Genomic DNA, 25,786 nt, shown 5'->3' with positions numbered 1-25,786 from the left:
TCTGCGCCTAAAAAATAAGATTTATTCCTTGTGATCATCCAAGTCATATTTGAGTAAGTTTTCACGCTCATAAGGTGCATCCTCAGCAGGATATCTTAAATTTTCAATATTTTGGCTCTTGGCGATAGACCATATAATACTCTCTCCAGCGGGGATATTAGAGCTGAAATTCTTATATAGTGGATTAGTATAAGCATCTGTTGCATTGATTATTTTCCAACCTTTGCTTTCTAAGGCTAGAATGATCTCGCCTAGAAACTGTCCATTAATCGCATTCGTATGGAGTAACAATACATGTTGAGGAGAGTGTTGAAGGGTTTGCAATGCGAGTGAGTCATAATATTCAGCTCGATCAAGAAGATGATCAATATAAGCACGCTTCAATCTTTTAATGTGTGACGTTTTTCCTGCTTTTAGATACGCTAGATATTTTTGATTATAAAACCAGTCACTTGCATCAATACTGACACCACCATGCTGGTAATGATTTTGTTTTAACCAGTTTTGGACTTGATCTCTTTTCGCAATATTATTGCCTTCTTTGAGATAGGGATATCTAAAAATTTTCCTATAGTTTTTTAAATCACGAAAAACTAATTCATTAATTCTAATGCTCTTGATGTCGTCTTTCGCCAAAACTTCAGGTTTATTTAAATTTTCGTGAAAAGCACTGTGATTGCCAACAATGTGTCCGTGTTTATCCCATTGACGTATTAAGTCTTTACCCGCATTGTCACCGATTTTGATGTAACTTGGAAAAATGATAGATTGAATATTTTTGTTTTTTAAATGCGCTAGTATTTGTTGATTAATGTGTGGAGCAGTAGGATCGATAGTTGGATTTAATCCATCATCAAAACTCAGTGCTAATTGACGAGCATGAGCTTGGGAAAGAAATAACAGTGATATAAATAAGTACAAGCTAAATTTAAGCATGTTTAATGAAGTTGTTTACGAATGAATGTTTATAGCATTTTTTGGGGGAGTGCAGTATGCAATGTGTGAGGGTGATGTCTTAAACTAAACCATAGGTTTGGTGCATTAGTTCTAAAGCTTGGGTACACTTGAGAGTATAAAATAATGGTAGTCTGAAATATGCTTGAAAGCCGTCAATTTAATCATCAGGAAAAATTAATGTGTCCTGAGTTAAAAAAATGGTTGTACGCCTCAGGCTCACTTACCCAACAACTGACAGATTTAGCTGATGGAATATTTAAAGTTCAACGAATCCAAGAGCGATTTAAACGTTTAAACTTTAATGATGCTAGCTGGATGGGTGTATCACATCAGCATACTTCTTGGGTTAGAGAGACTCATTTATTTGGTTCTGATTGTGAACCTTGGGTAAAAGCGAAATCTATTTTTCCAATTACCAGCCTTCAAAAAAAAGCACGTCTCTTTCAACATATTGGAAATCAGCCTATAGGTCGATTCCTGTTCCAACGCACAGAACCGCAATGCCAACGTCGCGTGATCTTACTTGAGGATGGATGGACCAGACAGAGCTGTTATACTTGGCATGGCTGTAAATTTATTGTCCAAGAAACATTTTTACCAGCATTTGAACGTTTTATAAAAACTCATTGAGCTAGACTTTATGGCAACCGCACAAGCAATCACCTGGCGCGAGCGTTTAAGCGCTTATTACTATTTATGTCGTTTCGATAAGCCAATTGGTACTGAGTTAGTCCTGTGGCCCACCTTATGGGCGCTGTGGATTGCAGCTGGTGGAATACCTGATGTAGTGACACTGCTTGCCATCGTATGTGGCACTATATTTATGCGTGCAGCGGGATGTGCCATTAATGATTTTGCTGATCGTAAAGTGGATGCACACGTAGAAAGAACTAAAAATCGTCCATTAGCCACAGGTGTGATTTCGGCAAAAGAAGCAGTTTGGGTGTTTATCGCACTGGTTGCTGCAAGTGCTTGTACATTGTTTTTCCTGCCTATTGAAACTTTTTATTGTGCTTTAATTGGGCTGGTACTTGCTTTCATCTATCCATTTATGAAGCGCTATACGCATTTACCTCAAGTGGTACTGGGGATGGCATTCTCATGGGGTATACCGATGTCATTTACTGCAATGGGTAAGCCTTTGGATTGGACGTGTTGGCTACTTTATTTCGGTAATTTGGCTTGGACTGTGGCTTATGATACTCAATATGCAATTACGGATCGCGAATATGATTTAAAGATTGGGGTTAAGTCGACGGCTATTTTGTTTGGAAAAAATGATATTAAAATTATCAGTTTATTGCAGGCGATGAGTGTTATTTTAATTGGTACTGCACTATGGCTTGAATACATACTTGTCCCTTTTGGATTAATCGCATTAGTGCTCGTGGTAGGTGATTTCATCTATCAATGGACCAAAACACGTGATAAAGATCCGCAATGGTGCTTCTGGGCATTTAGACATAACCGATGGGTAGGGGTGATGATCTTTATGGGGATTTTTATTGCATTAATTTAATCTTAACATTAAATAAAAATAAACTAATTAAGCATCCTAGTCGGATGCTTTTTTTTATGTTTAATTAAAAGTACTCATGGAGAGTGATAATAATGAATGGAAAGAATTATGAAGAGTACAATTAAAAAAACGGTTATCGCAATGTGCTGTACGGCAGCATTACTCTTAACGGCTTGTAATAGTGATGATGATAAAAATATTTTTCAAGAAAAAGTGTTTGTTGCTGAGAAAGCTTATCAAAAAGATAGTTTAGAGCAAGCTTCCAAAATCCAAATTATGACTTATTTAATGCCGAATGTTCTGGGTCAGAAAACTAAGGCTACAGCAATGGTCATGTTTCCTAAGACTGCTCAGCCAGCAGCAGGATGGCCAGTGGTGGTATGGGCACATGGAACAACTGGTGTTGGAGACGAATGTGCACCAAGCAATAATTTACTTAATTCGAATTTTGAAATTTTAGCGAACAGCCTTCTTAAAGAAGGTTATGTCATTGTAGCCCCTGATTATGAAGGTTTGGGAGTTAAAGGGATTCATCCTTATCTTCATCTATCTAGTGCTGCACAATCAGCGATTCATGCAATAAAGTCAGTTCACCAAGCATATCCATCACAATTAAATAAATCTTGGATGTCTGTCGGCCAATCCCAAGGTGGTCATGCATCATTAGGAATTGCACAATATGCCAATAATGATCCGTATTACAAAGGGGCTGTAGCGACTGCTCCAGCATCCAGTTTGGGTTACATTATTACCCAAGTCGCACCAAATGCCATTTCAGCGATAGAAATTCAAAATAGAGATTTGGCAATCGCTATTTATTCAGAGCTATTAGCTTATGCTGCTTATACAGGTGTAGGGATTAAAGCATATGAACCTAGATTTTCATTAGCAACGATATTCCAATCTAGGTCTCAAGCTGTGGCAGAGAAAGCTGAGGGGTCGACTGGTGAAAATGGCCTATGCTTGATGCCATTAATTGATGAGTTTAGAAAAGACATTAAGACTTATTTGGAATCAAATTCAACACAAAAAGTAATGGACTATCCTGGGTTAAAGGTTGGCTTTGAAAATGATCCAGTGGTGAGTAGTTTTTTAAGTAATAATCAGCCTGGAACTCAAAAACTCATGAAACCGGTTTATGTGGTTCAAGGTGAAAATGACACCGCTGTCCCATATCAAGTAACACAACAATTAGTAAATCAGTTAAATGGATTGGGGACTCAACCTCCAATTGTATTAGATATTGTGGCAGGAGCATCGCATACACAAGCGATTGTTGAGAAAAATGAAGAGGTTGTTGATTTTATTAAATCGTATTTACCGGTGCGCTAAACGTGACTATGTCAGCTAGGGTGTTGCATCCTGGTTGACACTTAAAGCTAAAGTTTTTTCTGTGACTTTATTCTGTTATATTGCCTCGGACTCAATGACTCAGGTTTTGTCGATGACTTCATCAAAAAAGAAATTCACCACTAAATTTATTTTATTGGCAAGTCTAGGCCCCCTTATCCCGTTGCTTATCATTGCGATTGCTTTTTTTGCAGTAAAGAGTGATGCAAAAAACAAAGCAGAGTACGATCGTTTACGTGCAGAACAAGCCGCGCGAATTGAAGCTAGAGAAAAACAAGAGCAACTTGAGCAGAATGCTTCGTCTGTAGCAGAGCCTTTGAACTAATTATTTTTTAGCAAGAATATCTTTTTTGAGACTTTGAACACTTGGGATATCGTTATAGCGAAATACTCGATATCCTGCTTCATAAAACATTTGATCGCGCTCAGCATCTTCTTGTTCCTTACCAAGATGACTTGGATCATCGAGCTCGATAATGGCGACAACTTTAAGCTGATCATCCAGTAAGACAAAATCAGTCACTTTTCGATTAAATTTAGCTCGAATCTTTAGACTGGGGTTTGTGATTAAAGCGCTAAAAGCGACTTGAGCAAGCACATGGTATTGCGGAAAACTCTCTTTTAATCTAAAAAACATTTTACTTTCAAATGCGGTGATAATGCGTTTGGGGTAAAAGCGTTGTGGCTTTTTAAATAATTGTTGAAAGATAATGGTGAGCAGGGCAAGGGTTGCAATAACACCAATAATTAAGAAAGTAATTTGACTGGATTGAAGCACAGGAATTCGTAAATAAAAGCACATATAAGAAAAAACCCACTCGATTGAGTGGGTTTTTAGAATCTTGGCTCTCCAACCTGGGCTCGAACCAGGGACCTGCGGATTAACAGTCCGTCGCTCTACCGACTGAGCTATTGGAGAATCTGGTACGCATTCTATGAGTCAAATGAAGAGAGGTCAAGCCTTAACATTGAAAAATATTAGAAATATGAATCAACTGATTTAAATTTAATCTAAGTGAAACGATCTATAGCTTTTTTAATAAATGGACATACTCTGCTTTGCTTTTCAGTGGATTCGCTTTACGGCATAAACTCATAAGTTCCATAATGGTTTGTTGTGATGATTCCACATTTACCTCGTTTTGAATTTTTTTAATCAGGAGTGTGTGTTCAGAGGATAATTCTGAAGTGCAGTGATACAAACGTTCATACATAAGTGCAGGGGCTACTTTATTATGTTCAGATTTCTGAGTGCATTGAAATATAAAGATGAGACTGCCAACAAGTAGAGACCAGAAAATCAGTGATTTAAGCCAAGGTGTATTCATTTTTAGACTTTTTTAGAAAATTAGAATAATTCTATAGCAAATCAAAAATTTAGGCAGAAAAAAACCCAAGTCATTATGCTTGGGTTTTTAGAATCTTGGCTCTCCCACCTGGGCTCGAACCAGGGACCTGCGGATTAACAGTCCGTCGCTCTACCGACTGAGCTATGGGAGATTAGATTGGCTCTCCAACCTGGGCTCGAACCAGGGACCTGCGGATTAACAGTCCGTCGCTCTACCGACTGAGCTATTGGAGAATCTGATGCGCATTTTAGGGTTGAAATTACTAGTCGTCAACCAATTATTGTAAAGAAATGAATAGTTTGATTTATTAATACTCAAATTGATGTAAATAACAAAAAAACCATCCTAAAAGGATGGTTTTTTAAACCTAATAAGACGGTTAAATCTTATTTTTCTACGCCAGCTTCTTGACCAGCATATTTTGCGTTAGCGTAATCCCAGTTCACTAAGCTTTCTAAGAAAGTAGAAATATACTTAGGACGAGCGTTACGGAAGTCGATGTAGTAAGCATGTTCCCAAACATCGATCGTTAATACAGCAACTTTACCGTGAGCAAGTGGAGTATCAGCATTTGAAGTTTTCATGATAGAAAGTTTACCATTTACTTCATCAGCAACTAACCAAGCCCAACCTGAACCGAATTGAGTTGTAGCAGCAGCAGCAAATTCTTCAGCAAATTTTTCGTAAGAACCGAAAGCTTCGTCAATTTTAGCAGCTAAAGCACCAGTCGCTTTACCACCACCGTTTTTAGCCATACAATTCCAGTAGAATGTGTGGTTCCAAACTTGTGCTGCGTTGTTGAAGATACCCGCTTTAGAAGCATCACCAGCAGAAGCTTTGATGATTTCTTCAAGCGTTTTACCTTCAAGATCAGTACCTGCAATTAGGTTGTTTAAATTAACAACATAAGTATTGTGGTGTTTGTCGTGGTGGTATTCTAAAGTTTCTTTGCTGATGTGTGGAGCAAGATCTTCGTAACCGTACGGAAGAGCTGGTAAAGTAATCGTTGTCATGTTTTAAGTTCCTTGCATTGTGCTGGGTTTTACATCGAAGTGTACTTATTGTAATAGATTCTCACTATATTTTGCGCATTACTTATAAATAAGAATACAGAATAAAGCGTGAATTAATACGTATAAGCTCACTCCAATTTAAAACGCGTGGTTAAATCAATTTAAATAGGATTATTGAGTTCAACGTAATGATATTCAAGACCAAATTGTTCACAAATTGCTTGACCTAGTCGTTGAACACCATAACGTTCAGTCGCATGATGTCCACATGCGTAATAATGCACATCTAATTCTACAGCTTGATAAAAGGTACGCTCACTGACTTCACCTGAAATATAAGCATCGCAATTTTGTTCGGCAGCTTTAGTGATAAAGTCTTGAGCCCCGCCAGTACAAAATCCAACTTTTTGAATACTTGGTTTATCAGCCATCAAATGTATCGCATCATAATTAAGTTGTTGTGACACAAAAGCTTTAAACTCATCTGGTGTCATTGCATTTTTTAAATAGCCGATATTTCCAATGGGATGACGTTCACTCGGATCAAGTGCTTCAAGTTGATCAAGATGAAGTAAATCTGCTATCGCAGCATTATTTCCCAAGCTAGGGTGGCTATCGAGAGGTAAATGATAAGCTAATAGTGAAATATCATGTTGAATGAGTGATTTAATTCGCTTGCCACGCATTCCTGTAATAGGAGATGGCTCACCTTTCCAAAAATAGCCATGGTGAACCAATAAAACATCAGCTTGCAGCTCGATTGCAGCATCAATGGCTGATTGAGAAGCCGATACAGCACAAACAATTCGCTTTACTTCTGTTTTACCTTCGATTTGCAGACCATTGGGAGCGTAATCTTTAAATTCATTGGCTTTTAGGGTCTGATCACACCATTGGATAATGTCGTTTAGCGTTGCCATAATGTTCTTAAGTCTGTGAAAATATAAAGATCAAAGCATATTTTTAATCTTAACTAAAGCCGAACAAAACTATTTTCACAATTTTAGGTATATAAATTTTTTTTGATTACAATATGCAGTCATAAAATACTTTTGTCATCAATAAATTAAAATTCTCAGAGGATATTAAAGTGCGCCGGTCCTTTACATGGTTACCATGGGTGTTACTCATTATTGTCATTATTAGTTTTGTCACATGGCAAAAACTAAATCAACCAAAGCCTCAAATAGCAGCTGATGGATATAAAATGCCAGCTGAAAAAGTAGAACCTTTGGTGGATACGACACGTTCTGGGGGAGTAGTGTCATACAATGCTGCGGTAAAGGTTGCAGCACCTGCAGTCGTTAATATTTTTACAACACAAACTGTAAAAAAAGTGGATCATCCGATTTTAAATGATCCTGTTTTTAGAGAATTTTTTGGTGGTCAATTACCTGAACGTTTTGGACAAGAACCAAATGAAAATAGTTTGGGTTCGGGGGTGATTGTTCGACCTGATGGTTATATTCTGACTAATAATCATGTGATTGCACAGGCTGACCAGATTGTTGTGGCTTTGTATGATGGTCGTCGAGCAGAAGCCAAAGTAATTGGAACAGATCCTGATACGGATTTAGCAGTCATTAAAATCGAAATGGACAAACTGCCAGTGCTTCCTTTCAAACTGAGTGGAAATGAAGTTGGAGATGTTGTACTCGCAATTGGTAATCCATTTGGCGTGGGACAAACAGTTACGCAAGGGATCATATCTGCGACAGAACGTTCGGGATTGGGTATAAATTTCTATGAAGATTTTATTCAAACCGATGCTGCTATTAATCCAGGTAATTCTGGTGGAGCACTCATTGATGTTGCAGGTAATTTGATTGGGATTAATACTGCAATTTTCTCGCAATCGGGTGGTTCTTTAGGAATTGGTTTTGCTATTCCTGCTAAAGTCTGCCAGCAAGTTCTGAATTCAATATTAAAAGAAGGCAGAGTAATTCGAGGGTGGCTAGGTATTGGTTTGGCGAATCCGACGCAACCCGATGTATTACAACCTCGTGAGAAGGGTGTAATTGTGAGCAGCGTCTATGAGTCTGGTCCTGCAGATAAAGCTAAGATTAAAGTCGGTGATCGGATCATGAAAGTAAATGATCAGGAGATCAATAATCCATCACAATTGATTAATTATGTTGCAATGCAATCACCGAATACCTCTGCAAAAATTGAGATTTTACGTGAAGGTAAGAGCATCAATACTGAAGTGGTTATTGGTGAACGACCAGCTGAAACCAGCGATCGTAATAGCCAGTATATTCCATTACCTCGTCGTTAAATTAACAAGCCCCAGTAATATGGGGCTTTTTTATAATTCTTAGATTCTATATTGTTTCATACCTTTGAATGAATCTGAATAAATCTGCTATTTAATAATTAAATACGGTCATGCATTCCTAAGTGACGGTGAGATAGAGTTTTAACACATGCAAAATTGAATTCACTCAACAAGGATTAAACAGTGTACGAAACAAAAAAAGCCAGTGGTTCACTGGCTTTTTTTGAGAATAAAATTAGCTTTCCTGTTGAATACCCGCAACCAACCAATCTTGACTAGAACCTGCTGGTTTAACGAAATGCCAAACTTCAGCAAACGGTTGTGGAAGGCTATTTAAGTCTTCACTTACCGTACCCGTGAAACGAACGCTGACAACGTATTGACCATTTTCAGTCGCAGAATCAACAACCATAGCATTCAGATTTGAAAACTCAGCTACGTCTTGATCTTGGTTACCCATAATATCGTTATACATCGATTGATAAAGATCAGGCGTCAAATAACGTTGAATCTCAGCAATATTACTTGCCGTATTCATTGATTGAATATGGTTGAAGCGTTGGCGTGCAATGCGTAAGAAAGCAGCTGGTTCAGTTCCGTCAGGTAGCTGACTTCCACTAGACATTGTTGCTGCACCAAAAGGAGCTTGTGGTGCTTGACCAAATGGCGCTTGAGATGCAGCTGTGCCACCGCCCACAGATTGACCAAAAATATTGGTATTGTCATTAGACACTGAAGGGCGAGGTGCAGCAGTTTGACCAAACGGTGCAGATTGTGGACCTGAACTGTTTGGTGCATAAGGGTTGTTAGCCGCTAATTTTTTTTTTGCTCCGAATTTACGGAAGATGAAGAACGCAGCAGCAGCAATAATCAACAACCATACCCAACTTGGGATACCACCTTCTTCCTCAGGTTGTGCAGCAACTTCTGCTTGACTTGCTGGAACAGTATCATCATCTGCTAAAGCATTTGCTGCGACTGCACCAATTGCAGCACCAGCAACACCAGCAGCGACCATACCACCCACACCAGGACCAGACTTTTGAGGCGCAGTCGCTGGAGCAGCAGGTTGTTGGGCAGGAGTAGCTTGACGTGGTTGCTGATATGATTGGGTTGGAGCAGCAGAACGGCTCATACCATGGCTTTTACCACCACCAGCACGTTTTGCTTCTGCAAAAGGCGCTACCATGAGTGTCGCCATTAAAATACCCGCAACTAAACTACGCTGTCGAACTTCCATCTAAAATTCCTATTTTAAAAAGTTAATTTCACACTGTATTTATGCAGTCTTTTGGCTTAAATTTCAACTTAAACCTCAATTTTTTTCAGTATTCATACACAGTGTATAGTTAAATAAATTGATCAGCTGAATTAATGTTCATCCGCTAAGCTCATCGCTTCAGTTAAAGCTTCATGTAGACGGGCAACGGCGATAATGCGAACACCAGGAATATCCTTTTGTGGTGCATTCGCTCTAGGGACTATAATATATTTAAACCCGTGCTTAATTGCTTCCTTCAACCGTTCCTGCCCGTTAGGTACGGGACGAATCTCCCCCGATAATCCCACTTCGCCAAATACAGCCAATTGCTGAGGGAGTGCTTTTGCTCTCAAACTTGAAGCACAGGCCAATAAGACGGCGAGATCTGAACCTGTTTCAGTAATTTTTAAGCCACCAACAACATTCACATATACGTCTTGACCAGAAGTTTGAACACCACCATGACGGTGCATGACGGCGAGTAGCATATTCAAACGGTTTTGCTCAAGACCCAATGCAACACGGCGAGGTTGACCATGCGCGTCATCTACTAGGGCTTGCACTTCAACTAAGAGTGGACGTGTGCCTTCTCGACTAATCATGACGATAGAACCAGGAATCGCTTCATCATATCGGCTAAGAAAGATGGCTGAGGGATTGGCAACCTCTCTAAGCCCTTTATCAGTCATCCCAAAAACACCGAGTTCATTGACTGCACCAAAACGATTTTTAACAGCTCGAATCATTCGATAACGTGAATCAGATTGACCTTCAAAATAAAGTACGCAATCGACCATGTGTTCTAAAACACGAGGGCCAGCTAAAGCACCTTCTTTGGTCACATGACCCACAATAAATAAAGCTGTTCCGCTGTTCTTCGCAAAACGTGTCAGAAGGGCTGCAGATTCTCGAATTTGAGAAACGCCGCCTGGCGCAGACTGTAAAGTTTCAGTGTATAAAGTTTGAATCGAGTCTAAGATCGCGACAGCAGGTCGTTCATGCGCTAATACTTCGCAAATACGCTCTACGCACGTCTCAGCCATCACTTTTAATTGATCAGTTGGAAGATCCAAACGATTGGCACGTAATGCAACTTGAGATAAAGATTCCTCACCAGTGACATATAGGGCGGAACTTTTCGCGGCAGCCATATGGGTTGCCGTCTGCAAAAGAATTGTTGATTTACCAATACCAGGGTCACCACCGATCAGTACAACTGAACCAGTAACAAGCCCTCCGCCTAAAACGCGATCAAATTCTCCAATCCCTGTTGCTAAACGTGCTTCGTGAGAAACTGAAACTTGATTCAATGTAGTGATTGATGCTGCTTGACCAGCATAACCGCCTGCAACTTTTGGATTTGCGCGATGCGTAATCGCTGGGGCAATGGTGACTTCAACTAAACTGTTCCATTCTCCGCATTCTGAGCATTGACCTGCCCATTTAGGATGATCTGCGCCACATTGTTCACAGCGATATACACTTTTTGCTTTAGCCATAACTTGATATAGGTTTTGTGATTTTCTATATGCTGAGCATACTGAGTAAAGGTCGCGAAAACAAAAAAATATTGATCAAATTTAAAAACAATAAGACAAGTCATGACGTGTGCTTTAACGAGATATTGAATTAAAGCGATCATGAATTAATTTATACTCATATCAAGAATCGACTGAGTTATTTGATATGCGCTTGTACGCCCAACATATTGATGCCATCGCACGTGAAATACAGCGTGATGTGCTGTTTATTCATTTTGAGAATTACACGGATGATCAGAATGAGGAAGAAAATATTCGAGATCTTGTGATTACATGGCTTGAACAACATGAAATTGAATTTGAGCCATGTCTAGGTTTGTCAGGTGAGGATGAAATTGATAGCTATCTGGGTGACCTATATCTAGATATTCCTTTTGATGAGCAAAATAAGCAGTATCAGCTGGTTAAAAATTATCTTGAAGATGAACAAGGCAATATGAAAATTGAACATGTTCTATTTTTTGTATTGAGCTTAGAGGTTGCGGAAGAAATTGCAAAGGATCAAGAGGAAAAACAAAATTTGAATGATCAGAAATTTTCGTGAAAAGATAAAAAAGCCTCATCAATGAGGCTTTTTTATTGGTTTAATTCTATTAATTTGTTTAATAAAGCTCACCAGATTTTCGACGTTCAATAAAGTCTTTAGATTCTTTTGCAATGACTCCAGAAAGTAATAATAAGGCAATTAAGTTTGGTGCTGCCATTAAACCATTGAAGGTGTCTGCGAAAAGCCAAACTAAATCAAGTGTGACGAGACAGCCTACAAATACCGAAGCAATATAAATGAGACGATAGATAAATACTGACTTTTCACCCAGTAAATAGGTGCAACATTTTTCACCGTAATAACTCCAACCTAAAATAGTTGAATAAGCAAAAAAGATGATTCCGAACGTAACAACCCAGCCCCCAAATCCTGGTAGTAATTTGTCAAAAACACTAATGGTCAAAACAGCCCCAGTTTGATCACCAAATGTTTGTCCTGCCATGATGAAACCCATAACAAGAACAATACCCGTAATTGAGCACACAATAATCGTATCAATGAATGTACCTGTCATTGAAACTAGGCCTTGACGGGCAGGGTGATCAGTTTTAGCTGCTGCCGCTGCAATTGGAGCAGAGCCCATACCAGCTTCGTTTGAAAATACACCACGGGCAACACCGTAACGAATCGCTGCACCGATGGCTCCACCTGCTGCTGCCTCGCCTGTAAAAGCATAGGTGATAATCATTTTAAGAGCTGGTAATACCAATTCTAAATTATTCAAAATAATAATTAAGCCGCCGATGATATAACCCAGGGCCATGACAGGAACAAGAATTGAGGATGCTTTCGAAATAGATTTGATGCCACCTAAAATCACCAAAGCAGATAAAATCGTAATAATGATGGCAGTGGTGAGCGTGCTTATACCCAAACTATTTTCTACTGCTAATGCCACTGTGTTTGATTGAACTGAGCTACCAATACCAAAGGATGCCAATGTACCAAATAATGCGAAGAGGACAGCGAGCCACTTCCATTTTGCACCAAGTCCTCGTTCAATGTAGTACATTGGACCACCAGACATTTCACCTTTTTCATTTTTTACACGATATTTGACTGCCAGAACACCTTCACCGTATTTGGTTGCCATACCGAAAAATGCAGTCATCCACATCCAGAAGACAGCACCTGGACCACCCAGCACACAAGCTGTCGCTACCCCTGCGATGTTACCTGTACCAATCGTGGCTGAAAGTGCAGTCATGAGTGAGGCAAACTGTGAGATATCTCCCGAGTCTTTTTTATCGGGGTGTTTCCCAAACACTTGTTTGAATGCTAATGGAAGCATCCTGAATTGCCAAAAAAGTAGACGGAATGTTAAGAAAACACCTGTCCCAACAATCAGCACCAGCATATAAGGTCCCCAGACTAAGCCGCTGAGTGTTTCCATGATTGATTGTATTTCTTGCATAAATTACCTTCTTATTTGCCTGATTGTTTTTTACATGCATGATCAAGCAAGGGATATGCCATACTTTTGTGCGATCAAACACATCATTCCTTTTGATTATTTTTTGCACTTATATTTTTTACATATAACAACAAGATTTTCAATATTTTACTCAAAATAAGATAAATAAATATGATGAATAAATGATCATTTTGGCGATATATAAGAAAAATGAATTAATACTTTAAACTAATTAGAAAATATTGATCGTGCTAATTTTCTTTTTGAAATCTGATTTTTTTCAGTTAAGTTGTGCCGATTAATATATTTGGTGAATTTGAAAATGTCAGATCAAAATATAAATTCGCCTCAGCAAAATGGTGAATTACAACGAAGTCTATCCAATCGACATTTGCAGTTAATTGCAATTGGAGGCGCAATTGGAACAGGTTTGTTCATGGGCTCTGGGAAAACAATTAGCCTAGCTGGTCCTTCAATCCTTGTAATTTACATGATCATCGGTTTCATGGTTTTTTTAGTGATGCGAGCACTAGGCGAATTGTTGCTTTCAAATTTGCAATATAAGTCTTTTATTGATTTCGCCACGGATTTAATTGGACCATGGGCAGGTTACTTTGTGGGCTGGACCTACTGGCTGTGTTGGATCACCATTGGTATTGCAGATTTATCGGCGATCATTTATTACCTTCAGTTCTTCAATAATGGGATGCCTTTTAGCCCTGAAGAAGGGGTAATGATTAGCATCGCTGCAATCGTATTTATCATGGGATTGAATCTTGTTACGGTGAAACTTTTTGGTGAATTAGAATTCTGGTTTGCTTTAATCAAGATTATCGCAATTGTGGTTTTAATTGGCGTTGGCTTTTGGATGATATTTACAGATTTCACTTCTACATCAGGTGAAATCGCAGCATTCAGTAATATTTGGTCACACGGCGGGATCTTCCCAACAGGTGCAATCGGTTTCTTGGCAGGCTTCCAAATCGCAATTTTTGCTTTTGTGGGTGTAGAACTGGTGGGTACAACCGCAGCTGAAACTAAAGATCCTGAAACGAATTTGCCGAAAGCTGTCAATTCGATTCCTATTCGAATCATTATTTTCTATGTTTTGTCGTTGCTGGTGGTGATGTCGGTTACACCATGGAATAAGATTGATCCGAATATTTCCCCATTTGTAAACTTGTTTAGTCAAGCAGGTATTGCAGCCGCTGCTATTATTATGAATTTGGTTGTATTGTCTTCAGTGATGTCATCGATGAACAGTGGCGTATTCTCAACCAGCCGCATGCTGTTTGGCTTGTCGCGTGAGACTCAAGCTCCTGAAGCTTTTGGAAGACTGAATAAGCGAGCTGTGCCAGCGAATGCCTTGTATTTCTCAGCAGTATGTTTGTTACTAGGGGCAGCACTGCAATACTTCGTACCGAATACGGTGGAAGCATTTACTTTAGCGACAACACTTTCCACCATTTTATTTATTTGTGTATGGTTGATGATTATTTGGAGTTATGTGGTGTATTACAAAACACGCCCAGAACTTCATGCCAAATCGAAATTTAAACTACCAGGTGGATTGGTGACATGTGCGATTGTTGCTATATTCTTTATTGGCATGATTGGAGTATTGGCTTTAGAAGATGATACTCGCCGTGCATTGATGGTGAGCCCCATCTGGTTTGTTATTCTGATCATTGGTTATTTTGGTTTTTATAAGAAAAAATAAAAACTTATAAATGATTTGCAATTTAGGTCAAAAGAAACGTCAGTAATTACTGGCGTTTTTTTATTTCTGTTATTAATCTGTTGCGTTAAATACTTTGGTGAATTAGATGATCAAGGTATACTTCTATAAATTTTACTGATAGGTGTGGGTATGCGTATTTTGATCGGAGTTATCAGTGCAGCCGTTGTTTCAATCTTGGCTGGATGTGGTCAGACTGGTGCATTACAACTACCCAGTGATCCAAACTATGACAAGCGAGCACAATATTTAATTTATAAAAACAATGATCGCCCAAGTCAGGATCAAGCTGAACCTAAAGCAGATGCTGCACCTACTCAAGATTAATATTCATTTATTTTTTTCTCCAGCGCAATTTAGAAAGGATACATCCATGAGTTTCCCTCGCATTCAAGGGGTTTTGCACGCAGAACAATGTTCATTGGATCAACTTGCTCAGCAATTTGGTACACCACTTTATGTTTATTCAAAAGCAACTTTTGAAAAACATTATTTGGATATGGATCGTGCTTTTAACTTTATCGATCACCAAATTTGTTTTGCAGTGAAGTCAAACTCAAATATCGCAGTTCTAAATGTGTTAGCGAAACTTGGCTGTGGTTTTGATATCGTGACTGGTGGTGAATTAGCACGTGTTTTACGCGCAGGTGGTGACGCTTCTAAAATTGTTTTCTCTGGTTTAGGCAAGTCTGAAGCTGACATTCGTCAAGCATTAGAAGTGGGTATTGCGTGTTTTAATGTGGAATCATATGCAGAGCTTGACCGTATTCAAAAAGTTGCAGCAGAACTTAATGTAAAAGCTCCAATTTCACTTCGGGTAAATCCAGATGTTGATGCCAAAACACATCCATATATCTCGACTGGTCTTAAAGAAAATAAATTTGGTATTCCTTCTGATTCGGTATATGAAACTTATCAGTATGCAGCAAGTTTAAGTCACTTAGATATCGTAGGAATTGATTGTCATATTGGTTCACAATTGACTGAAACTCAACCTTTTGTTGATGCACTTGATCGTGTCATGAACATGATTGAAGCATTGAAAAAATTAGGGATCAACCTCAAACATATTGATATTGGTGGTGGTCTTGGTGTGACTTATAAAGATGAAGTTCCACCGACAGTTGAAGAATATGCAAATGCTTTACGTCCTGCATTAGAAAAACTTGGTCTTAAAGTGTATATGGAGCCAGGGCGTAGTATTTCGGCGAATGCTGGCGTATTGGTGACGAAAGTTGATCTTTTAAAACCAACCAATCATCGCAATTTTGCAATTGTTGATGCAGCAATGAATGACTTGATTCGTCCTTCTTTGTACGAAGCTTGGATGGATATCCAAGAGGTTAATCAAAATTCGCAAACTGAGAAAAAAGTTTGGGATGTGGTTGGTGCGATCTGTGAAACAGGTGACTTCATCGGTAAAGAGCGTGAACTTGCGATTCAAGCGAACGATCATTTAGCTGTTTTGGGTGCAGGTGCTTATGGTTTTGTGATGAGTTCAAATTACAACAGCCGAGGTCGTGCAGCAGAGGTGATGGTTGACGGTGATCAAGCACACTTAATTCGTCAACGTGAAACGATTGAGTCTCTGTGGGAACGTGAGTCCTTATTGCCTTAAGGAGACAATAGATGTTGCTAGAATTTACTAAAATGCATGGTCTAGGTAATGACTTCATGGTGGTTGATTTAATCAGCCAACGTGCTTATCTAGATCCTGTCATGATTCGCCGGTTGGCTGACCGTAATTTTGGCATCGGTTTTGATCAGTTATTAGTTGTTGAAACACCAGATCATCCAAACGTTGATTTCAAATATCGCATTTTTAATGCGGATGGTTCTGAAGTTGAGCAATGCGGCAATGGCGTTCGTTGTTTTGCCAAATTTGTTCATGATCGTCATTTAACCAATAAAACTAAATTCAAAGTGCAAACAAAGGCGGGGATTGTCGAGCCTGAGTTGGGTGCGAATGGATGGGTTCGTGTGAATATGGGGTATCCGAAGTTCTTACCGAACCAAATCCCATTTTTAGCAGAAGCGCCTGCTGCTTTATATGATTTAGCTTTAGCGGATAATGAGACGATCAGCATCGATGTGGTCAATATGGGAAATCCGCATGCAGTGACCATTGTGCCAGACGTGTTAACTGCTGATGTTGCTAAAATAGGCCCTCAAGTGGAATCTCACGAACGTTTTCCTGAGCGTGTAAATGCTGGATTTATGCAGATCGTTGATGAAAAACATGCTCGATTACGAGTTTTTGAACGTGGTGTGGGAGAAACATTGGCTTGTGGTACAGGTGCATGTGCTGCTGCTGTCTCAGGTATGCGCCGTGGTTTATTGTCTAGCAATGTGGAAATCGAACTTGCCGGCGGTAAATTGCTGATTGAATGGAAAGAGGGAGATGTGGTTTGGATGACTGGTCCAACTGCAACGGTTTATGAAGGTCGTTTGGATCTACGTTATTTTCAATAAAACTTATTTCCTGACTAAAAAGCCCTGAAATTCAGGGCTTTTTACTTTATGATTTGTTGGAATGCCCACGAGTATTGATGATTAGACATCGATTCAATAGAGAGAAAGCCAAATGCAATATGGCGCAATGCAATTGCTGTCAATGTGGTTGAAAGAGAGAAAGATTCAAAATCAATCTGAGCATACGCTTGAGGCGTATTTCCGTGATGTGTCTGGTTTCATTGACTTTTGTTATGAAAAGAAAATTGAATTAAATCAGGTTGAAGCATCTGATTTACGAGAATATATGGCTTATAAGGTTGAACATCATCAACTCAATAGTGCAAGCTTACAACGTCATTTAACAGCCATTCGTCAATTCATGAAATGGGCTGTGGAAGGGAAATATGTATCGAATAATCCCATTCATGATTTTAAGTTAAAAAGACAGCCAAGGCCTTTGCCGGGTATGGTTGATGTCGAAACGATTCAGCAAATCATGGATCAACCTGCACCTGAATCCTCTCAAGATCATCTCTTGTGGTTAAGAGATAAAGCTATTTTGGAGTTGCTTTATTCAAGTGGTTTGCGATTAGCTGAAGTACAAGGATTGAATATTCGAGATATCGATTTTACACGACAATTACTTCGAATTACGGGTAAGGGAAATAAAACTCGGGTTGTTCCTTTTGGTTTAAAAGCGAAAACAAGTTTAATTGAATGGCTTAAAGTCCATCGTATCTGGTGTGGAGACATTGAATTGGATTCCCCAGTTTTTATTACCAAAAAAGGGAGTCGATTGACGAATCGACAGATTGAAAATAGAGTCAAATTGCAAGCACAAAGAGCGGGCGTAAATGTGGATTTACATCCTCACTTACTGCGACACTGTTTTGCTAGTCATCTGCTTTCAAACAGTGGTGATTTACGAGCAGTTCAAGAAATGCTAGGTCATAGTAATTTATCTACGACACAAATTTATACTCAGTTAGATTTTGATCGTTTGGCTCAAGTCTATGATAAAGCTCACCCTAGAGCCCAAAAATCTTAATCCTCAGTATTAAGTATATTGAATATACTTAATACTGTACTGAATGATAAAGTTATCTGTTTAAAGTGCTGGTGTGTGTATAGGTATCATACGTGCGGGATTCACTTTTTGGAATGCGACTGCGATTTCAAATAAAGTCGGCTCATCAAATTCACGAGCAATAAACTCGATGTTAACATTCATAGGATAACTACTGCGACTTGAGTTCACTGATTTAGCAGGCATAGATAATGCAGGAAAACCACTAAAAGGACTTAGGCGATTATTGGTACCTGTGGTCGGGCTACTTCCTAAATTGCCAGCAAACCCAGTAATAGAAGGGTAGGCTAAAGCGTCGTATTGTACGCCTTTACGAGTACCATCTAGTTCAACATTATTTAAAGCGCTGTTCATGCGTAAGCGCACGAATGGACTTCTTTCAGTGGTGTTGCGCTCATAATTCTCAATATATGAAGCACTTGTTGGATCAGAATTATAGCCGCTGAAGTTACGGATCATTAGTCCACTAGCGAGTAAATCTTCATACGATTGGTAAATACTTCTTGTGGTCTTTAAATACTCTGTAAGTGATATTTTAAATTCAGCACTTGAAAGACTCGAATAACGTGTCAAAATTGTATTTAGATCGCTTATTGTAACTATTTCTACAGTTGCTCCAGCCTCTTCAAGTTTAGTAATTGCGTTATCCATTGCTTCTTTAACGAGATTGTAGTCTTCTTTCTGTTGAGTGGTTGAACCTTCGGAAGGGTAAAGGGCTTGTACTATACCAATACGCTTTCCTTCAAGACTTACAGTGTCATGAGGAACGTAGCTATTCGGTTGATTAATCAATTCGCGGTAAGCAGACTCTGATTTTAGAAGAGGAGAAGTACGTGCAAATTCACTACGTTGATTTGAACTTAATGAGCTATCGAATCCGATCATTGCATCCATTAATTTTGCACAGTCAATAGCTTGTCTACACATTGGTCCAGCAGTATCTTGAGTTGGTGCCAGTGGAATAATTCCATCTTGGCTCAAAAGACGTAAAGATGGTCGTAAACCGACAAGACCCTGTACTGATGAAGGTACACGAATTGACCCTCCCGTATCAGTTCCTATTCCCACCATTGCAAAACTTGCAGATATGGCAGCGCTAGTTCCTGATGATGAACCACCTGGGCCTTTACTTAAGTCATACACATTTTTAGTTTGATCACCTAGAGTTGATTTTCCACCAAAGCCGAAAGCGAACTCATCAAGATTGGCTTTTCCTAAAATGATTCCGCCATTTTCTTTGATATTTTTTATGATATAGGCATCATCATTTGGAAAATTATCTTTTAATGCTACAGAACCTGCTGTGTTCGCCATATCTACAGCATCAATATTGTCTTTAGCGAGTACAGTGACACAGTGAAGAGGTCCTGAAAGTTTTGAATTTTTTGCAAATTGTTGGTCGAGCATTTCTGCTTCTTTAAGTGCATTTGGATTTAAAGAAATAATGCTATTGAGCTCAGGACCTTGTCGATCGTAAGCTGATATACGATTTAAATAACCTTGCACAACATCAACACAAGATGAACCTTTGCTTAAAATCGAGTTATGCAAATCACTAATGGTTGCTTCTACAGGATTAAACGGGACAGGAGGCGGCGTGTTAGAATTATTTGTGCTACTTTCATTGTCACCACAGGCTGTTAAGAAAGTTGCTATCGTGACAACAAGCAAAGTTTTTTTAAATGTGATCATGTGCATTCCCCAGATTAAGTTCAAACTGGTTAAGCAATGAATGTGCCACTCTAAAAATGAATGAAATTTACAGTTTTATGCTCCAGAAAATAGCTAATAACCATTGATATAAATAAAATGCGTTAATTTAATGCGAATAAAATTATTTGAAAAATAATGTATTGTTGGGATTGAGCTTTTGAAAGCTGCGCTTTTAAAAATAATTTTCCCTTAAACTTTAGCTTAAATTTTTCGAATTGATTTTTTTTAATACGATTTTTAAGGTATAACTTTAATAGATGGATTTAAGTTGTATACAAATTAAAAAATATTTTGCAGGAATGATTAGGTCAAGCCATGATTGACAATATTGATCAAAAGTATCAGCAACTCTCTTCAGCACAAAAAGACATTTTTGCAGGTTATGGTTTACGTCAGGTGAAACATTTTGTGGAAATCAATTTACCGATGATTGAGGCCGCTCTACCTAACAATGCCTATGTGCAGGGTATTAATACTGAAGGAAAAATCCAAGCGATTGATCCAATAGCATCTAAGACTTATTTGTGGATTTCTGATCAGCAATGGCAAGAAAGACCTATTGCAGATCAAGGAGTTGATTTGAAAGAAGACTTTATTGAAGTTTGGAAAATTTTTGAACTAGAACAATACCCTATTATTGAATTGAGTCACGTCCATCGTGATTACTTGGCGGCGCTCAATCAAGTTTGAAAAAAATCATTTAAAAAAACAGAGCTAATAATTTTAGCTCTGTTACTTTATAGAAAATTAAATTTACCCATTTCCAACAATTCAATACATAAAGATAAAATTATTGATTAAATAACGTTCAATTTTGTTTCATATATTTATTCTGCTCATTCGATTCAGTCAAATTCTTTACACTTGTCTAGTAATTTTGAATTTTTTTGGAGAGGGGTAAATGATTAAATTTCATGAAAATAATATCCATGCCGCCATTTTTGATATGGATGGCACAATGTTTGATACGGAGCGACTTCGTTTTCAAACTTTGAAGCAAGCATCATCAGAACTCATTGGTGTCGAATTTACAGACGCCTATTTATTATCTTGTTTAGGTTTAAGTGCTCGTAGTGCCGAAAAACTGGCAAATCAGCAATATGGTCAAGAAGTGCCGTATGCGGAAATTAGAAAGCGAGCAGATCAGCTAGAACTTGAGCATGTAAGAAAATACGGAGTGCCGATTAAATTTGGACTCATGCAAGTTCTTGAACGTTTAAGAAAGTCCAATCTGAAAATGGCAGTAGCAACTTCGAGTCGACGTGAAATAGCTGAAGAGTATTTAATCAATGCCAATGTATATAAGTTTTTCGACATTATCGTATGCGGCGATGAGGTTGATAATGGAAAACCACACCCAGAAATTTTCTTAAAAGCTGCTGAGCAACTGAACATTGATCCAACTTTATGTTTAATGTTTGAAGACTCAGAAAATGGAGTGATGTCGGCGTTTGAAGCGGGTGGATTAACGGTATTACTTCAAGATATCAAAGAACCTAATTCAACCATGCTCGAAAAAGCGAATTTCTTTTACGAAAGCATGCATGATTTTCTGGAAGATTTGAATCAATTTACACCAAAATTAAAAATGCCTGCTCTATTTGACTCTTTTCCTCAGACTTTAAATCAGCATGTCGTGGGGATACATGGTTTTGGGGCAATAGGTGGTGGCTATATTGCCCAAGTATTGTCTCATTGGGATGGATATACTCGACCAAAACAAATCTATGCTTCAACGCGGAATTCACTCTATAGAAATAGTGTGAATACTTTTGGTGGTTACAGTATTCGTTATGGGCAACACTCTCATGACGAGCGAATAGACAATATAACCGTCATAGATGCATCAAATATTGAAATGATGCAGCACATGTATATTGAATCAAGTTTAATTGCACTGTGTTTACCTGAAAAGGCAATCGAGCAAGAGGCTAAAACCATTGCTCAAGGGTTGTATGCGCGTTATATCCATTTTGAAGAACAGTTGAATCCTCTAACAGTTTTAATTGTTTTGAACAAAGTAGGCGCAAAATCATTAATTGAACAACAGATTTGTAGTGCTTTGCATGAAATTACGGATGCGAAGACGGTCAATATCATCATGTCGCAGCACTATTTTTGCGATACAGTAGTCAATCGAATGGTAGCGAAAATTACAGATCAAAAATTATTTAGACAGTTAAAAATCAAATACAACATTTTTAGACATGTGCAGGATGAGCATGATTTAGACGTGACGGATGTGGATGAAGGGACGCGTTTAAATGCTGAACAAGAACAATTGGCTACTCAGTATATTGACGATCTATACGAAAAATTCAAATCGGCGCATATTCTACAGAATCTAGAATTAATCTTATTCCATGCCGAAACAGATATGCCACTTTATGTAGAAAATAATAGTCCTTTATTAGAAAAAATGCGCCAAATGATTCTGGTTGAAGAGATTGAAGAGATACAGTTAATCAAAAATCGCATGTGGAATGGTGTGCATGCAATGACAGCATGGGCTGCAAGTTTTCGACAATATGAAACAATCGGGATTGCACTGTCTGATGAGCAAATTTCTAAATTTATGTTGGCAGTACTCCATGAGGTTAAAGTTGGATTAAAGGATCTACTACCACATCGAAAAGAAAATTTAGAATTGTTGGCGAAGAGTTTTATCGACTCTTGTGAGACGGCTTATAAAGACCCATGTGATCGAGTGGCACGAGACCCATATCGTAAGTTAGGTTTTGGTGAGCGGGTACTATCTTCATTGGCATACAATTTTCAACGTGGCAAGCCTTATCAGGAAATTTTCAAAGGGCTTGTATTGGGTTATGCATACGTTATATTGAAGCAAAATCAACGATTTGAAGATGTGATTCGGCATTTTGCTCAGCAACTTAGTCAAACTGAATTGGAACTTGAGGATCAATTGTATTTACAGGAAGAGCTGAAACGGAGACTCAAAATTTGTGATCCTAAATTGAGTGAATCGGTGAATGAGCATGCACTTTTAGAAAATATTTTGAATGAAAAAATCGAGGTTGAAAAAACTTAAAGTATTGAACATTTAACTTTTTAACTTGATCAAAATGGATAATCGGTCCGATCTGAAAAGTCAGTCGGATCGATTGCTTAATGGTATTAAATTGATTGCAGGGGCAGTTGATAGCTTTGTTTAATGATTTGACTGGGTAAATCCGTTTTCACACTGGTAATCCCATTTTTTTTGGTTAAGTGTTCTGACTGAAATTTACGATAGTTCTCCAAATCAGGTACGACAACTTTTAACATCGCATCACATTCGCCCAAAATAATATAGCACTCCATGACTTGAGGGAGTTCTTTCATCGCTTCAATAAAAGTATCGATGGTTTCAGCGTCTTGTCCCACCAACCAAATACGCGAAAATAGAATAAGTTGTAATCCGATTTTTTGAGGATCAACAATGGTTGTGTATTGCTGGATGACTCCAGCATCTTCGAGAATTTTTACGCGTCTTAAACAAGAGGATGGTGATAAGCCAATCTCTTTGGCTAAATCATTATTTTGAATTCGACCGTTGGTTTGAAGTTCATGAATGATACTTTTATCGATACGATCTAATTTAACTGAAATTGATTTAGATATTATTTTCATATATTAGAATTAAATTCTAAAAATTAAAGAATAAATAGAATATTTGAAATCCTATTTTATGTAAATTCGAAGATACTTTTTTTTCATTTTCATTAATGATGGAAGAAAGAAAATGTCTACCTATTGGTTATTTGCTTTGACAGTTATCCCTCTTATTTTTACGCCTGGTCCGGATATGTTATTTATTCTGTCACAGGTAATGGGTAAAAATGCGAAAGCAGGCGTTATGGCGACTTTAGGGGTGTGTTTGGGTTATTTCGTCCATTCTTTTTTAGTCGTTGTGGGTATTGCGGCTATCATTATTTCTTTCCCTATTATTTTTGAAACGATCAAATGGTTAGGAATCTGTTATTTGCTTTATTTGGCATTTAATTTGATTCGATCTGCGCTTAATCACAAAAATATTGAAATTAAACAAAGTCAGGTCATTAGTCCGATTCGACGCGGTTTTATAACATCCTTACTTAATCCTAAAGGTATGCTTATTTATTTTGCGATTTTGCCTCAATTTATTAACCAGCATACCTCTTCGATTATGGGACAGGGGATTGTCTTATCCCTAATCTTCATTGGATTATGCTTAATTATTTATTCATCATTGAGTTTTGTATTTGCATTTTTGACACAGAAAACAGGGATAAATGAAAAACGTCAAAAATGGATTGATGGTGGTTCGGGAGTGATGCTTTCATTGGCAGCAACATGGCTCATTGTGAATTAACATTAAAAAAGCGCAAACTAATGTTTGCGCTTTCTATTCAAATAGAATTAACTTTGGTTAAATTATACTCAAAAAGAATAGCTGTTATTGTAATTTTTGCTGTCTGTTATGACATTTTTTACCTCAAATTTGGTGACTCACGCCAACGCTTTTCAACGTAAAATAAGAGTCTACAGCATCAATTCAACTGATGTAGTTAATAAATTAAAAAAATATTAAAAATCAAAGTTTAATTTTTTACAAAAAATATTGAAAAGCTGACAAATTTATTAACAAAATAATTTTGTGAACGCTCCGTTCAACGAAAATTACGCTTTTTTACAGCAGTTTTGTGAATTGTGACTTGACCGAAATGCCAAACACATTGCAAGATAGGACACCTAAAAATTTTAAATGAAGAGTTATTATAACTTTTCTGAATATTTACTTCTGTTAAAACAGCCGAGGATTACATGAAGGCTCTTGTTGCTGTAAAACGTGTGGTTGATGCCAACGTTAAAGTTCGCGTAAAGCCGGACAATAGTGGGGTTGACCTTACTAACGTTAAAATGTCAATTAACCCATTCTGTGAAATCGCAGTGGAAGAAGCGGTTCGCTTAAAAGAAAAAGGAACTGTTTCAGAAATCGTTGTTGTTTCTATTGGTCCTAAAGAAGCGCAAGAACAAATCCGTTCTGCAATGGCGCTTGGTGCAGACCGCGGTATCCTAGTTGAAGCTGATGACAGCCAACTTGGTGCTTTAGAAGTTGCGAAGATTCTTAAAGGCGTTGTAGACGCTGAACAGCCACAACTTATCCTTCTTGGTAAACAAGCAATTGATGACGACTCTAACCAAGTCGGTCAGATGCTTGGTGCATTACTTGGTGCTGGTCAAGGTACATTTGCTTCAGAAGTTAAAGTTGAAGGCGATAAAGTACAAGTGACTCGTGAAATCGACGGTGGTTTACAAACTGTTGAACTAGCACTTCCAGCGATCATTACGACTGACTTACGTTTGAATGAGCCACGTTATGCTGCTCTACCAAACATCATGAAAGCACGTAAGAAACCGCTTGATACTAAATCTCCTGCAGATTTTGGTGTTAATCCTGCAACTAAGCTTAAGACTGTTAAAGTTGAAGCGCCTGCTGAACGTAAAGCTGGTGTTCAAGTGAAGTCTGTTGATGAGCTTGTTGAAAAACTAAAAAATGAAGCGAAAGTGATCTAATACAGAAGG

At 38.2% G+C, this 25,786-nt stretch carries 24 protein-coding genes and 3 tRNA genes; 15 read left to right on the top strand and 12 right to left on the bottom strand.

Going from position 1 to position 25,786, the window contains the following annotated elements; genetic code table 11:
• Window positions 1-21: 21 nt before the first annotated feature.
• Complete coding sequence (locus AC1M85_RS10550) at window positions 22-936, bottom strand: polysaccharide deacetylase family protein (RefSeq protein ID WP_488213039.1); 915 nt, start codon at window positions 934-936, stop codon at window positions 22-24.
• Window positions 937-1,095: 159 nt separating this feature from the next.
• Between AC1M85_RS10550 and AC1M85_RS10545 the strand changes: the two genes are divergently transcribed.
• From AC1M85_RS10545 to AC1M85_RS10530, 4 genes are all read left to right on the top strand, one after another.
• Window positions 1,096-1,587 (top strand): chorismate--pyruvate lyase family protein, encoded by a 492-nt coding sequence (locus tag AC1M85_RS10545; protein ID WP_092765955.1) that lies wholly within the window; start codon window positions 1,096-1,098, stop codon window positions 1,585-1,587.
• A gap of 10 nt (window positions 1,588-1,597) precedes the next feature.
• Window positions 1,598-2,476, top strand: a complete 879-nt coding sequence (gene ubiA / locus AC1M85_RS10540) for a 4-hydroxybenzoate octaprenyltransferase (RefSeq protein WP_488213038.1) — start codon at window positions 1,598-1,600, stop codon at window positions 2,474-2,476.
• A 108-nt stretch (window positions 2,477-2,584) separates the two neighbouring features.
• A complete protein-coding gene (locus AC1M85_RS10535) occupies window positions 2,585-3,808 on the top strand; it encodes an alpha/beta hydrolase family protein (RefSeq protein ID WP_488213037.1) in 1,224 nt (407 codons plus the stop codon).
• Window positions 3,809-3,920: 112 nt separating this feature from the next.
• Window positions 3,921-4,151 carry a hypothetical protein gene (locus AC1M85_RS10530; RefSeq protein ID WP_051586562.1) on the top strand — a complete coding sequence of 77 codons (231 nt, stop codon included), beginning with the start codon at window positions 3,921-3,923 and terminating at the stop codon, window positions 4,149-4,151.
• Here the strand turns inward: AC1M85_RS10530 and AC1M85_RS10525 are convergent, their stop codons facing one another.
• The 6 genes from AC1M85_RS10525 to AC1M85_RS10500 form a co-directional block, all read right to left on the bottom strand.
• A complete protein-coding gene (locus tag AC1M85_RS10525) occupies window positions 4,152-4,628 on the bottom strand; it encodes a DUF2726 domain-containing protein (protein WP_488213036.1) in 477 nt (158 codons plus the stop codon).
• 41 nt (window positions 4,629-4,669) lie between these two features.
• Window positions 4,670-4,745 (bottom strand) — tRNA-Asn (locus AC1M85_RS10520).
• 505 nt (window positions 4,746-5,250) lie between these two features.
• Window positions 5,251-5,326 (bottom strand) — tRNA-Asn (locus tag AC1M85_RS10515).
• A gap of 6 nt (window positions 5,327-5,332) precedes the next feature.
• Window positions 5,333-5,408: transfer RNA gene (locus tag AC1M85_RS10510), tRNA-Asn, on the bottom strand.
• Window positions 5,409-5,561: 153 nt separating this feature from the next.
• Window positions 5,562-6,188: a superoxide dismutase gene (locus AC1M85_RS10505; protein WP_092765960.1), complete on the bottom strand. Its 627-nt coding sequence runs from the start codon at window positions 6,186-6,188 to the stop codon at window positions 5,562-5,564.
• 161 nt (window positions 6,189-6,349) lie between these two features.
• Entirely contained in the window at window positions 6,350-7,108 is a 759-nt protein-coding gene (locus tag AC1M85_RS10500; RefSeq protein ID WP_488213035.1) for a Nif3-like dinuclear metal center hexameric protein, read from the bottom strand.
• A gap of 170 nt (window positions 7,109-7,278) precedes the next feature.
• Here AC1M85_RS10500 and AC1M85_RS10495 point away from each other — a divergent pair, with 170 nt between their 5' ends.
• Window positions 7,279-8,466, top strand: a complete 1,188-nt coding sequence (locus AC1M85_RS10495; protein ID WP_180028696.1) for a trypsin-like peptidase domain-containing protein — start codon at window positions 7,279-7,281, stop codon at window positions 8,464-8,466.
• A gap of 235 nt (window positions 8,467-8,701) precedes the next feature.
• Here the strand turns inward: AC1M85_RS10495 and AC1M85_RS10490 are convergent, their stop codons facing one another.
• Window positions 8,702-9,706, bottom strand: coding sequence for a Tim44 domain-containing protein (locus AC1M85_RS10490; RefSeq protein WP_092765963.1), 1,005 nt, complete (start codon window positions 9,704-9,706; stop codon window positions 8,702-8,704).
• A gap of 131 nt (window positions 9,707-9,837) precedes the next feature.
• The gene (gene radA / locus AC1M85_RS10485) at window positions 9,838-11,226 is read right to left on the bottom strand and encodes a DNA repair protein RadA (RefSeq protein WP_488213034.1); all 1,389 of its coding nucleotides are present in this window, start codon (window positions 11,224-11,226) and stop codon (window positions 9,838-9,840) included.
• Between the two features lie 187 nt (window positions 11,227-11,413).
• Between radA and AC1M85_RS10480 the strand changes: the two genes are divergently transcribed.
• Window positions 11,414-11,812: a hypothetical protein gene (locus AC1M85_RS10480; protein ID WP_481613687.1), complete on the top strand. Its 399-nt coding sequence runs from the start codon at window positions 11,414-11,416 to the stop codon at window positions 11,810-11,812.
• Between the two features lie 58 nt (window positions 11,813-11,870).
• Here the strand turns inward: AC1M85_RS10480 and AC1M85_RS10475 are convergent, their stop codons facing one another.
• Window positions 11,871-13,229 carry an alanine/glycine:cation symporter family protein gene (locus AC1M85_RS10475; RefSeq protein ID WP_488213033.1) on the bottom strand — a complete coding sequence of 453 codons (1,359 nt, stop codon included), beginning with the start codon at window positions 13,227-13,229 and terminating at the stop codon, window positions 11,871-11,873.
• A gap of 322 nt (window positions 13,230-13,551) precedes the next feature.
• Here AC1M85_RS10475 and AC1M85_RS10470 point away from each other — a divergent pair, with 322 nt between their 5' ends.
• From AC1M85_RS10470 to AC1M85_RS10450, 5 genes are all read left to right on the top strand, one after another.
• The gene (locus AC1M85_RS10470; protein ID WP_488213032.1) at window positions 13,552-14,949 is read left to right on the top strand and encodes an amino acid permease; all 1,398 of its coding nucleotides are present in this window, start codon (window positions 13,552-13,554) and stop codon (window positions 14,947-14,949) included.
• A 150-nt stretch (window positions 14,950-15,099) separates the two neighbouring features.
• Complete coding sequence (gene lptM, locus AC1M85_RS10465) at window positions 15,100-15,294, top strand: LPS translocon maturation chaperone LptM (protein WP_092765967.1); 195 nt, start codon at window positions 15,100-15,102, stop codon at window positions 15,292-15,294.
• A gap of 46 nt (window positions 15,295-15,340) precedes the next feature.
• On the top strand, window positions 15,341-16,585 hold the full coding sequence (gene lysA, locus AC1M85_RS10460) for a diaminopimelate decarboxylase (RefSeq protein WP_092765968.1): 1,245 nt from the start codon (window positions 15,341-15,343) through the stop codon (window positions 16,583-16,585).
• An 11-nt stretch (window positions 16,586-16,596) separates the two neighbouring features.
• Window positions 16,597-17,439, top strand: coding sequence for a diaminopimelate epimerase (gene dapF / locus AC1M85_RS10455; protein WP_092765969.1), 843 nt, complete (start codon window positions 16,597-16,599; stop codon window positions 17,437-17,439).
• Between the two features lie 112 nt (window positions 17,440-17,551).
• Entirely contained in the window at window positions 17,552-18,469 is a 918-nt protein-coding gene (locus AC1M85_RS10450) for a tyrosine recombinase XerC (RefSeq protein ID WP_481589703.1), read from the top strand.
• 60 nt (window positions 18,470-18,529) lie between these two features.
• On the opposite strand, the gene AC1M85_RS10445 is transcribed toward AC1M85_RS10450, so the two are convergent.
• The gene (locus AC1M85_RS10445) at window positions 18,530-20,200 is read right to left on the bottom strand and encodes an amidase (protein WP_488213031.1); all 1,671 of its coding nucleotides are present in this window, start codon (window positions 20,198-20,200) and stop codon (window positions 18,530-18,532) included.
• Window positions 20,201-20,536: 336 nt separating this feature from the next.
• On the opposite strand from AC1M85_RS10445, the gene AC1M85_RS10440 reads away from it, so the two are divergent.
• Window positions 20,537-20,911, top strand: a complete 375-nt coding sequence (locus AC1M85_RS10440) for a hypothetical protein (RefSeq protein WP_481588525.1) — start codon at window positions 20,537-20,539, stop codon at window positions 20,909-20,911.
• Window positions 20,912-21,122: 211 nt separating this feature from the next.
• Window positions 21,123-23,270 carry a bifunctional mannitol-1-phosphate dehydrogenase/phosphatase gene (mtlD, locus tag AC1M85_RS10435; protein WP_488213030.1) on the top strand — a complete coding sequence of 716 codons (2,148 nt, stop codon included), beginning with the start codon at window positions 21,123-21,125 and terminating at the stop codon, window positions 23,268-23,270.
• 86 nt (window positions 23,271-23,356) lie between these two features.
• Here the strand turns inward: mtlD and AC1M85_RS10430 are convergent, their stop codons facing one another.
• On the bottom strand, window positions 23,357-23,851 hold the full coding sequence (locus AC1M85_RS10430; RefSeq protein WP_092765973.1) for an Lrp/AsnC family transcriptional regulator: 495 nt from the start codon (window positions 23,849-23,851) through the stop codon (window positions 23,357-23,359).
• A gap of 112 nt (window positions 23,852-23,963) precedes the next feature.
• On the opposite strand from AC1M85_RS10430, the gene AC1M85_RS10425 reads away from it, so the two are divergent.
• Both AC1M85_RS10425 and AC1M85_RS10420 read left to right on the top strand, forming a co-directional pair.
• A complete protein-coding gene (locus AC1M85_RS10425) occupies window positions 23,964-24,572 on the top strand; it encodes a LysE family translocator (protein ID WP_035266421.1) in 609 nt (202 codons plus the stop codon).
• A 452-nt stretch (window positions 24,573-25,024) separates the two neighbouring features.
• Entirely contained in the window at window positions 25,025-25,777 is a 753-nt protein-coding gene (locus tag AC1M85_RS10420) for an electron transfer flavoprotein subunit beta/FixA family protein (protein WP_035266425.1), read from the top strand.
• The last annotated feature ends 9 nt before the right edge of the window (window positions 25,778-25,786 follow it).

This window comes from Acinetobacter sp. 24-47-64 (genome assembly GCF_057737055.1).
The sequence above is the reverse complement of the archived record's forward strand: the minus strand, read 5'-3'. Positions and strand labels throughout refer to the sequence as shown.